The 14,463-nt window shown below is 31.0% G+C and carries 8 protein-coding genes; all 8 read right to left on the reverse strand.

Features of this window, described 5'->3' with window-relative positions:
* Positions 1–136 precede the first annotated feature (136 nt).
* Positions 137–988, reverse strand: coding sequence for an alpha/beta hydrolase (locus BM072_RS07320; protein WP_092908007.1), 852 nt, complete (start codon positions 986–988; stop codon positions 137–139).
* Between the two features lie 110 nt (positions 989–1,098).
* Entirely contained in the window at positions 1,099–2,553 is a 1,455-nt protein-coding gene (locus BM072_RS07325; protein ID WP_092908008.1) for a glycoside hydrolase family 30 protein, read from the reverse strand.
* A gap of 3 nt (positions 2,554–2,556) precedes the next feature.
* Positions 2,557–3,393, reverse strand: a complete 837-nt coding sequence (locus tag BM072_RS07330; protein WP_092908009.1) for an endonuclease/exonuclease/phosphatase family protein — start codon at positions 3,391–3,393, stop codon at positions 2,557–2,559.
* 86 nt (positions 3,394–3,479) lie between these two features.
* Positions 3,480–5,726, reverse strand: a complete 2,247-nt coding sequence (locus tag BM072_RS07335; RefSeq protein ID WP_092908010.1) for a glycoside hydrolase family 3 N-terminal domain-containing protein — start codon at positions 5,724–5,726, stop codon at positions 3,480–3,482.
* 51 nt (positions 5,727–5,777) lie between these two features.
* Positions 5,778–7,124, reverse strand: coding sequence for a glucoamylase family protein (locus BM072_RS07340; RefSeq protein ID WP_092908011.1), 1,347 nt, complete (start codon positions 7,122–7,124; stop codon positions 5,778–5,780).
* The gene (locus tag BM072_RS07345; protein ID WP_092908012.1) at positions 7,125–8,558 is read right to left on the reverse strand and encodes a RagB/SusD family nutrient uptake outer membrane protein; all 1,434 of its coding nucleotides are present in this window, start codon (positions 8,556–8,558) and stop codon (positions 7,125–7,127) included.
* 18 nt (positions 8,559–8,576) lie between these two features.
* A complete protein-coding gene (locus tag BM072_RS07350) occupies positions 8,577–11,510 on the reverse strand; it encodes a SusC/RagA family TonB-linked outer membrane protein (protein WP_092908013.1) in 2,934 nt (977 codons plus the stop codon).
* Between the two features lie 176 nt (positions 11,511–11,686).
* Positions 11,687–14,407 (reverse strand): helix-turn-helix and ligand-binding sensor domain-containing protein, encoded by a 2,721-nt coding sequence (locus BM072_RS07355; protein ID WP_092908014.1) that lies wholly within the window; start codon positions 14,405–14,407, stop codon positions 11,687–11,689.
* Positions 14,408–14,463: the final 56 nt, after the last annotated feature.

Here is a 14,463-nt window from a genome sequence, read left to right on the forward strand (position 1 = left end):
TATAAAATGTTTTAATTGTTTTGCTAATTTAATTAGTAACTAGCCTATAAATATATGTTAATTATATTGTAAAATACAACAGTTTTAGGCTATAAAGTAAAGAATATATAACGTTTATAATCATATTTCAGTACTTCTAATTAACCCTAATTTGTTTATTTATTTTGTCTGAATTTATAACTGATTGATTTATAAACTCAAAAATTTGATTCAAATACTCTTTTTTCAGCCCAGACCATTCATGTTTTCCCGATTTCGAGAAAATTGATAAAGACGATTGCTTGTATTTTTTATTCAAGCTTACTAACGTTTGTGAACCAGCCAATGGAAAAAATCCGGGTTGATTATCTAAACAACTACGATGTGGCGCATTATTTGGTGGCACAACATCATCGCTTAAACCATGTACATAAACGGTTGGTAAAATGTTAGATTTCGTTACAAAACGATCATCCACAATTGCGCCAGCATAACTTACCAAACCATCTATTTTGACTTGATTAAATTGATTTCCAAACCAAAGATCTCTTAAATAATAAGCATTAAGAATTGTTTCTGCTCCTGCACTACTTCCACCTAAAATTAATTTATTAATCGATAATTTCAACTCTTTTTGATTGGTTTGCACATAATTTAGTGCATTTAAAACATCAAAAGAAGCTTCTTTAAAAATCATTAATTTTTCATTTTTAGGTAAATCACATCCAAAACCTTCATCTGAATTTGCTAATAATCGGTATGAGATAGAAATTGATACAAAACCTCTTTCTTGCGCATCTTTCATACGCTCAACTTCTTCTTTATCAGTGCGTGTTCCGCCAGAAAATCCTCCGCCATGTACCCAAGCAAAAACGTTATACGATTGGTTGTCTTTGTAATTTTTTGGATAATAAATATCAAAAGCCAAGTTATTTTGTTGATCGTAAACAATTGTTTTTTGACCATAAACAAAATTAAATGTGATGAGTATTAAAACTAAATATTTCATTATTTCCGTTCATTTTTAAAAAAAATTGCTTGACTATAATCGTTTAAATTATTAATTTGTCAAGCAATCTACTATAAATAATTTTCCCTTTATTTATTATATTCTAATGATTATGATACAATTATTGTACTGATAGAATGCTCTTGCGAGTTAATTTCTACCGCTTCACCTTCTATCCATAAATTATATTGATATGGTTTATCAGTTTGATTCATCACAACAACTACAACTTTTCCGTCTTTATTAATAAACGATGTTGTCATCAAATCCGAGCGATTAGATGAAGCCGCAATACGCTGCGCACCTGGACGAATAAATTTAGAAAATTGACCGATGTAATAAAATGAATTGGTGTAAGTTACCTTTCCATCTCGTGTATCACCGTGAATTGGTGCAAAACAGAAATTACCAACATGATTTGGACCACCTTTTTCATCTAACAAAACATTCCAATCTGTCCAAGCAACTGTACCAGAGTTAAAATCGTTCATCATATTATAGCCGTATTTTTCTCCTAAACTCCAATTTCCCATTTGGTCATAAACAAATTGTTCTTTACAACCTTCTGTAAAAATAAGATTTACATTAGGAAAAGCTTCGTGCGTTAAAGCTACATTATTAAACAAATTTGCGCTTCCGTTCCATGTTTCGTACCAATGAAAACCTACACCCCAAACATATTTTGCAGCTTCGGGATCATTTAAAATTGTAGAGGCACGTTGATAAATTAAATCGCGGTTATGGTCCCAAACAATTATTTTTTTGTCTTTTAAATTATTTTTTTCGAAAGTTGGTCCTAAATAATCTTTCAGAAAATCACGCTCTTCTTCTGCTGTATAAATGCAAGATTCCCACGTTTGCGTTGCCATTGGCTCATTCTGAATAGAAACTCCCCAAACTGGCAAACCATTTTTTTCGTAATTATTAATAAATTTCACAAAATAATTAGACCAAGTTTGATAATATTCTTTCAATAAACTACCACCTTTTAACATGCTATTGTTCGTTTTCATCCAAGCTGGTGGACTCCAAGGACTCGCATATAAACGGTAATTTTCTTTCATTTCGGCTTTCGCCATTTTAATCATCGGAATTTTAAACTTCAAATCATGTGAAATATCAAACGACTTCAATTCTTTGTCATTGTCTTTTACATACGTATAACTATCACTCGAAAAATCGCATGAATTGATATTTGTTCTGATTAATGAATAACCAATTCCAGAAGTTTCATTGTAATATGCTTTGATAATTTCTTGCTGCGTTTTCTTTGGTAATTTTGCTAAAACCTCTGCCGAAGCGTCTGTAATTGCACCTCCAATTCCTTCAAACTTTTGAAACTTACGTTTTGGATCGATAAAAATCGCGATATCAGTTTCTTTTGGTTGCGGAAACTTTTTTACACTAAATTTATCTGTAGACTTTGTAATACGTTGATTTGTATTTTTTGCCGTTGTATAAACTTCTATTTTTTTGTTAGATAATTTAAAATCTTGCGCATTTGCAGCCAAATAATTAAATAACAAACACGTTATTAATGGATATTTTATGTGTGATTTTTTCATGTCTTATTGAATAATAAATTTTGCTAAAATTGGTAAATGATCAGATGGATATTTGAAATCGTAGAAATCATCAATCGTATTAAAACTTTTACACACCACCTTTTCGTTTTTCTTGTATAAAATATAATCTAAAACTTCGGTTCCTTTTTCGTGAAATTTAAAATCTTCCCACGTAAAATTTGGTCCATAAACAACCTCAGCATTTAAACGAGTATCTAAATATTTTTGTTGAATATATTTAACCGAAGCATCATCGTGATTCATATTAAAATCGCCCATAAAAAATGCTGGAACATTTTTTTCTTTTGTTAATTGTTGAATTAAATTATCAATCATTTCTAAGGATTTTTGACGTGCAATTTTTCCGACGTGATCAAAATGTGTGTTAATAATCCAAACAGATTTTTTTGTCTTTTTATTTTCAAACAAACCGTAAGTAATAATGCGATTGTAAGCTGCATCCCAACCTTTAGAAACTTGATTTGGCGTTTCTGATAACCACATTGTTTTTTGTTTGATGACTTTATACTTTTCTTTTTTGTAGAAAATAGCCGAATATTCTGCATTCGTATCCTCCGAACGCGGTAAACCAATAAACTCTAATTGTAAATTATTTTGTTTGATAAAATCCAATTGAGGAATTTGAGCTTCTTGTACACCAATAAAATCGGCATCATAATAATTGATTAAATCAACCAATTTTTGCTTTCTGATATTCCAATGATTTGGTCCATCATCTACCGAAGCTAATCGAATATTATATGACATAATGGCTAAGTTTTCTTGTGCAAAACAGGCCAACATCATCAAAATTAGACTTAAACTTATGTATTTTTTCATTGTGAGTTTTTAATAAAATCCAAGTAAGTACCGCAATACTTACTTGGGTGAGAAATAAATTAAATTTCTAACTATAAATGAGGAATTTAATCAACTAAAACGAAACTCGATTTTAATGTAGCATTCGAGTTTCCGCCTACATAAATTTCAAAATCACCTGCTTCGGCAACATATTTCATATTGATATCATGAAATTTTAAATCTTCGGGCGTTAATGTAAATGAAACAGATTTTGTTTCACCTTTTTTAATCATTACTTTATCAAAACCTTTTAACTCGCGAACTGGTCGTGTTACACTTCCTACTAAATCGCGAACATATAATTGCACCACTTCTTCTCCATCAAAATTTCCTGTATTTTTAACGTCTACAGTAATTTTAATTTCGTCTGTTCCATTTTTCAAACTTGTTTTGTTCAATTTTAAGTTACTGTAATCAAAATTTGTATAACTTAAACCGTAACCAAATGGATATAAAGGTGAATTTGGCGAATCTGTATAACGTGATTTATACTTTTGCTCGGCATCAGCATCGCCTAAATATGGACGACCTGTATTTTTTTGATTGTAATGAATTGGAATTTGACCAACCGATCTTGGGAAAGTCATTGGTGTTTTTCCTGACGGATTATACTTTCCATATAACACATCCGAAATCGCTAAACCTCCCATTGTACCAGGATACCACGTGTATAAAATAGCATCCATATTTTCTTGTTCCCAAGAAATTGTCATTGGACGACCAGCCATTAAAACTAAAACGATTGGTTTTCCTAATTTCTTTAATTCTTTTAATAATTCTTTTTGATTACCTGGTAAATCAATATTTGTTTGTGAAGCTGCTTCTCCGGTTTGATTTTCGTTTTCGCCCATCACCGCAACAATTACATCCGAATTTTTAGCAATATTGATTGCTTCTTGAAAACCATTTGTATTTGTCGAATTTAAATCTGTCCCTTGCGCATACGTAATCTTTGCATTTTTACCTAAAACATCATTTAAACCTTCCCAAACAGACCAAGCTTTTCCGTAACGATCGCCACGTGCAGCCCAGTTTCCGATGATATTTTTTTCATCTTTTACCAAAGGACCGATGTAAGCAATTTTTTGATTTTCTTTAAGCGGAAGAACTTGATTTTGGTTTTTTAATAAAATCATTGATTTACGTGCTACATCTCTCGCATCATCCAAAAATTCTTTCTTCATTACGGTTTCTTTCTCTCTTTTAGCATCAGAATAACGATAAGGATCTTCAAATAATCCCAAATCATATTTTGCTTCTAAAATTCGACGAACAGCCGTATTTATAACCTCTTCTTTTACTTTTCCGTCTTTTACTAATTTTGCTAAATGATTAAGAAAAGCACCACTCATCATATCCATTTCAATACCAGCATCTACAGATTTTAAAGTTGCTTCTTCTAAATCTTTTGCAACACCATGCGGAATTAATTCTTGAATTGCAGTATAATCAGTTACAACAAAACCTTTAAAATTCCATTCTTTACGCAAAATATCATCGTATAAATATTTACTTGCTGTTGACGGAACTCCACCAATTTCATTAAAAGATGTCATAAACGATCCTGCACCTGCATCAACAGTTGCTTTGAAAGGCGGCAAAATATAATCTCTTAAAAAACGATCTGAAATTTCGACAGAATTATAATCGCGACCAGCTTGTGCCAACGCATAACCTGCGAAATGTTTTGTACACGCCAAAACTGTATTAAGGTCATATAAATTTTTACCTTGAAATCCATTAACACGAGCCACAGCTATTTTACTTCCTAAAAAAGTATCTTCACCTGCGCCTTCCGAAACTCTACCCCAACGTGGATCAAAACCAATGTCTACCATTGGTGCAAAAGTCCAATGTACACCACCAGCAGCAGTTTCTGTAGCCGCTACACGTGCAGATTTTTCGATTGCTTTTAAATCCCAAGAAGCTGCTTCGCCTAACGGAATTGGAAAAATTGTTTCGTAACCGTGTACAACATCATATCCAAAAATTAATGGAATACCAAGACGTGTTTCTTCTACTGCAATTTTTTGTAATTTTCTGGTAATATCTGTTGTCGTTGCGTTAAACACCGAGCCCATCATACCTTGCTTTGTATATTTTATATAATTCTTATCAATTGCAGAACCTGTTACATCTCCTCCATCATAAGTGTATTGAACCATTTGACCAACTTTATCATCAATAGTCATTTGTTTCATTACATAATCGATAAACTCTTGTTTTGATTTTGTTTTATCAAACTTTATTTTCTGCGCGTATGTATTAAATGCTAATCCTAAGAAAGCAATTGAATAGATTAATTTTTTCATTTTTTCGATTTTGAATAAGCTTTTTCTTAAGCCAAATTTTACAACAAGTTGTTAATTAGTTGAGGGTTTAGAGCTAAATTTTAGTTTCTCTAATCCTCTCTTTACATCTTCATTCTGCATAAACAATTTCCATAATAATCCTGATCTATAATTCTCAATCATTGGCGTAATTGTACCTTGATCTATTGCCAAATATTTTGCAATAACTTTATCATTTTTAACATCAACAGCGTCATAAGGACCCGCGACACCAATCAATTTATCGTTTTGTTTTTGATAAATAAATTTCAAGAAATCCATTGATTCTTTTGGCGAATATGGAAATGATGAAAGTGCTGCCGTTGGCGTTATCACATTTCTATCATTTGTTGGCGCATGCGCAGTATAACCTTCTGTACCATCAGGATTAAACGAATAACTTGCTGTTAAACCCCACATATTTTTACCATATTTAGGAAAAACTTCCTTTTTATTTTGGTTGTATAGGTATTGAATTTTGGTTTGATTTTTTACAACTTTACCATAATCAACTCCAATAGAATCAACCAAATTAGTCGGATTTAGTCCGATGAACGAATATTGCGCCCAAAATAATGGTCCAACATTTTTATCAACACCATTGTGTTTTACAACTAATGGAATACCGTAAACCTCATCCGTAGATTTTATTGCACCATTTCTTGTCCAACCATTGTAATAAACATCCGAATTGATGGCATGTTTTGGCGACGAAGCAGCAATAATATATGTAATCAATGTTTCATCAAATCCTTTTAACGGGAAATTAATTTTCCATTCGTAATTTGGCGACCAATGCCAATACAATACATTCTCTCCTTTTGTATAGAACTGAAAATCAATCTCTTTCCAAAGTCGATCTGCCAATTTCGAAATTTCTTGTTCTTTTGGGTTTTTAGAATCTTTAAAATATTCTTTCAAACAAATTAAACCTTGTGCAAGAAATGCAGTTTCTACCAAATCGCCACCGTTATCGTACGTGCTAAAAGGTTTTACTTTTCCCGTTTCTCCGTTTAACCAATGTGGCCAAGCACCGTGAAAACGATCTGCTTTTTCTAAAAAATGTAATCCAGTTAAAATACGATCAACTGCTTCGTTTCTTGGAACAAAATCTCGCTCAATACCAACAATTAAACTCATCAATCCAAAACCGGTTCCACCAGTTGTAATGATATTTGAATCATTTTCGGGATAAAATCCATCTGGATGAAATCGTTCTCTTGCTAATTTTGAGTGTGGTTCTGCATAATCCCAAAAATATTGTATCGTCTGTTGCTGAACTTTATCCAACAACTTATTTTCCTTTTTTGTTTGGGCAAAGCCACTTGCACTACATAATATAGCGCAAGTAAGGATTGCCGTTTTGTATGTTATAAGCATTTACCAACCTGGGTTTTGCGTCATTGAAGGTGTTTGAATTAATTGAGCATTAGGAATTGGAAATAACTCATGTTTACCTGTAACAAATATTTTTCCATTAGCAGCCATCATTGCTTTGGCTTGTCCTGTACGAACTAAATCAAACCAACGATCGTGTTCGAAAGCTAATTCTAAACGTCTTTCGTTCCAAATTTTTGTACGAAGTTGGTCTTTTGATAAACCAGAAACTGGAGCTAATTTTACACGCGCTCTTACTCGGTTTAATGAACTTAAAGCATCTTGACCAATCTCATTTGCTGCTTCGGCTTGAATCAATAACATTTCTGAGAAACGAATAACTCGTATATTTTTATCTCCATCGCCAGAACCTAAATTAGCACTTGAATATGCTTTTTCATTGTACATTGGGTTTTCTACAGAAGTTGGTACCAAACGACCATCATACAATGTTTCTCCCCTAAAAATGATTGTTGCATCACGACGAATTGCATCTCCTTCTGCATTAAAAGCATCTAATAAATTTTGAGAAGGAACATTAAATCCCCAACCCCAACCACCAGTACCTCGAGCACCTTGGGTTTCTGAATATTGTTGTACACCATGTGCTACAGCCGTACCTCTGGCCTGAATTTCGAAAAGAGATTCTTTTCCATTTTCAGTTTCTACACGCCAAGTTGTTGCATAATCGGCTTCTAAATCATATTGACCAGAATTAATGACCGTTGTAGCCATATCGTATGCTTGCTGATTTTTACCTTGATATAAATATACTTTTGCTAATAAACCTTGAGCTGCTCCTTTTGTAGCACGGCCTAAGTCTTTTGCTGCATATTCGCTTTTTAAAGGTAATTTAGAAATTGCATCTAATAAATCTTCTTCGATATAGGCATATACTTCTGCTTTTGGTTGACGAACAGAATATGTAGAAGCATCTTCTAAATCTTGTATTACAACGTCTCCAAACATGCGAACTAAATAAAAGTAAGATAATGCTCGCAAAAATTTTGCTTCGCCAATTAATCTACTCTTTTCTGTATCTGTAATTGTAGATTCTGTTGTATATTTTATAGAATAAGAAGATCTTCCTATTGTTTTATAAAATTTTGTCCACATTGCTTCTACTGAACCAGTTGTAGAACTATGCAACAATTCGTCTAAATCTCTTTTATCTCCTCCATTATCTGTAGATGAGCTTCCTTTGTCTGCATTATCTGAAATCATTTCGGTAACACCTAACCAAGAAAATGCATAATCCCAATCTGTAAACATACCATAAATTCCGTTTACATATTTTTCTGGTGATTGAGTTGCTTGATCATCTATTGCAATATTTTCCTCAGAAGCTATATCTAAAAATTCATTAGAGCAAGAAGAAAAGACTGTAAAAGATGAGAAAGCTGTAAAAATTGCTATTTTAACTATATTTTTTTTCATTTTATTAAAGTTTAAAGATTAGAATTCTACATTTAATCCTACTAAAAATGTTGTTACGTTTGGATAAGCTGAGAAATCCATTCCAGTTGTTCCGTAAGGACTTCCATCGTAACGTTTACCTTTTTCATTATTTAGTGTTAATTCTGGTGTAAATCCTGAATATTTTGTAACAATGAAAACATTTTGTGCACTTACATATAATCTTAGGTTTTTTACAAAATCTATTTTATCTCGGAAATTGTAACCTAAAGTAATATTGCTTAAACGGAAATAATCTCCTTTTTCTAAGTAATAAGACGATGCAACTTGATCTCTTTCTGAACCAGGGTTTGTATTAGATGTTCCTGCACCCGTCCAACGATTATTAAATGTATCAACTGTTATATTTTCTCCACCTAAACGCGTGTTTTTGATTCCGTTGTAAATTTTATTTCCACCAGCGCCATAACCACTAATATTAAGGTCAAAGTTTTTATAATCTAAATTGATATTAATTCCGTAATTAAACTTTGGAATGTATGATCCCATAAATTTTTTATCGCGATCATCAATTACACCATCTCCATTTTGATCTTTGTAACGTAAATGTCCTGGACGTGCACTGGAAAGATGCGCATTGTTATCAATATCGGTTTGTGTTTGCCAAACGCCTTCTACTTCATATAACCAAAAAGAACCTAATGGTTGACCAGCTTCAAGACGTTTTGCAATTTGTCCGTTACCTAAAGACCCTCCTGTCATACCTGCATAACCTGGTTTAACATAAGTTACTTCGTTTTCATTGTAATTAAAATTTCCACCAATTGAATAACGTAATCCGCCTGAGGTTTCATTGTTATAGTTTAAAGCAATCTCAAATCCTTTGTTTACAACTTCTGCTGCATGATCAACAAAATTTTTATCATAAGGAGAAGATAAAATCTGATTAATACTTAAAATTGCATTTTTAGTGGTTTTGTTATAATAATCTAAATTACCTGTAACTTTTCCTTTAAACAATTCAAAATCTAAACCCGTACTCCATTCCTCTACTATTTCCCAAGAAACATCATAAGCAGGTGAACCTACATAAGCTCCGAAAACAAGATCTTGACCTGGTCCGAAAACATAATTTGCATTATCACTTCCTGTAGCTGTAGTAATTGTAGTATAATTATAAGGTACATCAGCATTACCTAAACGTCCCCAACCTCCACGAAGTTTTAAGAATGAAATTGTATTACTATCCTTTAAAAATTCTTCGTTTGAGATATTCCAAGCAACAGAAGCTGATGGAAAAGTTCCCCAATATTGTTGATTGTTCTTAAATTGACTTGAACCATCACGTCTAATAATACCAGAAACATAATATTTGTTTGCATAATTATACTGTAAACGTGCAAAATATGATGCGTAAGCAACAGGTGTATAATTATTTTGATCTATTGATGCTTCATAATCTCCTGAAGCATGGTGAACAGACCAATATTGTTCTTTATCAGGCACATCATAAACTGTTGTATTTGAAAATTCTCCAATTCCTGTTTTTTCAGCAGAAACACCTGCAACAACATTAAATGAGTGATCTCCGAATTTGCGATCAAATGTCACAAAATTTTCCCAAGACCATCTAAATGTTTCAATATTGTTAAGGTTTAACGAATTATTCATATACGTTCCACTTGTAGGGTTTGCTGCTTTTAAACCTTCAAATTCTGAAGCGGTTCTAATTGGATTACCAGCAATCCATTTTTCTTTTATTGGATTATATTCTCTGTATTTATACCAATATTTAGTAGCTCCTGTTCTTGAAGTAATTGTTAATCCTTTTGTTAACTTTAATTCTGCCTCGATATTTCCTTGAATTGTCGTTGTATTGATTTTTTGATTGTCATAAAACAACGTCGCCATAGGATTACCGTGCGAATTTAAATTACTTGTAACCTCACCTGCATTTGCTACATAAGTAACTTCGCCCGTTGTTGTATTAAAAATTGGTAACCCCCAACGTCCATTCTCATATTTTACAGGAACTAAAGGAGATTGACGATAAGCAACATCAAAAGCACCATAAGGCTTTGGAATTTCTCTTGAAAAAGTAGCACTTACACTCTGCTTGATTTTAAGTTTACCATCAAACAATTTGTAATCGTTATTACTACGAATAGATGTTCTTTTAAAATTATTTCCTTCTAAAATTCCTTTTTCTTCAAAGTTATTAACACTAAACATGTAATTAATACTTTCTCCAGCTCCTGATAACGAGACATTATTGCTAATAATTTGCCCAGTAGTTAACATTTCGTCAAACCAATCAGTATTATATTTTTGATTTGTAGAAATTAGTGATCCGCCAGTTGCCTTACGTTGTTCATTAAAATAAGTAATATATTGATTGGCATCTGCCATTTCAACCATATTCATAGTATTTCTTACACCGAAATAAGTGTCGTAATTTACTTTTAGCTTACCAGTTTTACCACGTTTAGTTGTAATTACAACAACTCCATTAGCACCACGTACACCGTAAATAGCAGAAGATGCTGCATCTTTTAAAACATCAATTTTATCAATATCACTTGGATTGATATTTGCAATATTTGGCACAATTAAACCATCAACTACATATAAAGGAGCTTTACCTCCTAATGCGGTTCCCATTCCTCTTACCAAAACTGTTGGTGTTCCACCAGGAGTATCAGTATTTATAATATTAACACCTGCTAATTTACCTTGTAACGACTGCATTGCAGTGGTACTGGCGATTTGCATAATGTCTTTCGAATTTGCTGATGATACAGCTGATGTCAAATCTGATTTCTTTACAGACCCATAACCTATCACAACTGCTTGATTTAATATGATAGAATCACTTGCAAAAGGATCAGCTTCAACTTGTATAGAATCATTCGTAACTTGGGCATTTATACTTAAAGACCCGAGAATAAATAATGGAAAAAAATATTTTTTCATTTTATTTCAATAAATGGTTATTTCAAAAATAGCATCATTTAACACTTGATTAACAAGTAAAAAAGTGTACAAAATACACTTCCGGAATATTAAAATTTAAAATATTGATAATTAAATAGTTAGTTTTATTAACTTTTTATTTTGATGTAGTCATGATGTGATTAATTTTCTGAATTTTAAAAATTAATCATATACTTATTTAAGTTAATTTCTGATGAAATATGCATTTTTTTTCTTAACCTATATCGTTGTAGTTCTACCGAGCGATAATTAAGATGCATTAATGGTGCTATTTCTTTAGTCGATAAATTCATGCGTAAGAAAACACAAAGCTTCAAATCTTTAGCAGATAATTCTGTGTATTCTTCTGATAATCTTTTGATAAAATCTTGGTGAATTTCCTGAATATTCAGTTCAAAACTCTCCCATTCGTTCTTATTATAACTATATGACGAAAACGTTTTCTCAAATTTTTTCTTCAATTTTTTACTTTCATCATTTGCGTCTAATTGATTAAATAACTGATTAACTTCTGTAATCAATGTGCGTTGATTAGCCAATATTAATGCCTGCGCAGCCAATTCTGTTGATTTAGATTGTAATGAGTTTTCTAATAAATCTTTCTCTTTTCTGTGTGTAAATTCTTTTAACTCTTGCTTATGTTTCAATTCCAAAAGATTCAATTCGTATTCAAATGCTTTTTGTTTAATCTTGAAACGTTGTTTAATTTTAAATCTATTGTATTGATAAAAAGAAAAAATCGCACCTAAAACAACTAAAGTATATAGGATAATCATTACAGTAGATAAGTACCATATTTTCTTAACGCGAAAATCAAAATGATTCAATTTTTTAAAATCTCCATCTTTCAATGTATAAATTTTTAAATCATATTTTCCACTTTCTAATTGCTTATAATTGATAATTGGAGAATTTAAGGGTAAAATTTTTGAATCATTTAATTGATAAAACAATTGATAATTAGAAAAATCATCATTTAAGATTGAGACATAAAAATCAATATAATTGTTAGAATATTCAATTTTTGGATCATTTTCGAGTATATTTTGGTTAATTTTTGCGATTATTTTAACGCGAGGTAAATCTCTTTTTATTGAATTTAAATCGTATTTCAAAATACCATTCTCTAAATTTAGATAAAGAAATTGTCCGTTGATTTTTCCGATTAAATTATCGTCAACCAACTTACCATCGTACAATTTTTTAGGAATTAAATAATGAATTAACGTGTTATTTTCTATTTTAGAATAATATAAAATATTGTCGGCTTCTACCAAAAACATATTATCGCCTAATTGTCTTATTCGGCTAATATTTTTTAGTTTAGAGTTTAATTTTAACTCCGTAAACTTATTCGATTTTGTATCAAAATTAACCAACGTTTGATTATCAATTAAGATATAAACCATCTCATTTTCACAGATAATTTGAGGATTAACCAAAGATTTATTTGCATATTTTATTTCAATTGCAGTGTTTTTTGTACTATCAAAAAGAAATAAACCACCATTTTTCCCGATTCCTAAAATATTTTTATTTACTACAATAAAATCTAAAATAGGCATTGATAAATTTGATATTTTCTTCGGATTATTCTGCGTTTCATTTGTAAATTGATAAATACCCGTAAACGAAGACTGATAAAAAAAATTCTCTTTTTTGAGCAATTTATATCCTCCGTTTATCGGTGAAATTTTCTGTAATAAATTACCATTATACAAATTAGTTCCCCAACTATCCGAAACAAAAACCTGATTATCAATATTCGTAACATTCCAAATCAAGCCTTTTTCTATTAAAGTATTGGTTTCATTTTGTGTGATAGAGTAGTTATAAAAACCATGATTTGTCCCAATTAACAAGTTATTTTTATAAAAATCGAATGTAAATACATTTCCCAAATGACCGTTGAAATCGTAAAGTAATTGAGTTTTATTTTTCAATTCAATCTTAGAAATTCCTTTATCAGTTCCAATCCAAGCATTTCCTTTTTGATCAATTTTTATATTTTGAACCGTATTACTAATTAAACCTAGATTTTGATTGTAATTTTTGTAGGTTTTATGTGTTAAATCGTACACATAAATTCCGTTATTAGACGTTCCGATGATTAAATTATCTTCGTATTTAATCATTTTCAAAATCAGATTATTTTTTAGTAAATGATTAAATTTTTCATCAAATGCAGAGATTTTATTGTCTTTATTTAAAACAAAAATTCCTTCGGTTAAAGTTCCGATTAAAAAATTGCCTTTGTATTTCTCCAAACCATGCACAACAATCGGTTTATCCTTGTATACATCAAAACTCTTGATAAAATTACCGTTCGAAAATTCGTAAACTCCTTTCGAAATCGTTGTAGCATACAATTTATCGTCAACAACGTAGACATAAGACGACAAAGACGGCAGTTTATAACGTTTTACTTGATTACCATCAAACTCAAAAAGATAATTAAAAGACTGAAAATAAATACTTTTTTTGTGGTAGAAAATCTTCCAAATTTCCTCTTGTTCAGTTCCTTTAAAACTATTATACTGATCTGAAATTGAGGTATATTTTTGCTTACCATTTTCTAGTTTCCAATATCCAAAATTATTAAACGAACCTGTATAAATAACGTTATTGATTGAAATAATAGAACGAATAATCGCCAAACTATTGGTCGGAATTTTTTCCCAAAAATTACCGTCATATTTTAAAATATTACGATTATTGGCAAAATAAATAATTCCTTTTTCCTTATTTTCTGTAATATCCCAAATCGGCGATTCGCCAAGATATTCGCTTTTTGAATAATTTGTAATGATTGGCGCAAATGATTGCGAAAAAAGTTGGTTGGAAATTAGTATAAAAAATAATAAATAAAACTTCATATTAATAGATACAAAAAAAGACTGCTAAAAAACAGTCTTTAAAATTAATTTATATT

This window comes from Algoriella xinjiangensis, from assembly GCF_900115015.1.
Taxonomy (GTDB): domain Bacteria; phylum Bacteroidota; class Bacteroidia; order Flavobacteriales; family Weeksellaceae; genus Empedobacter; species Empedobacter xinjiangensis.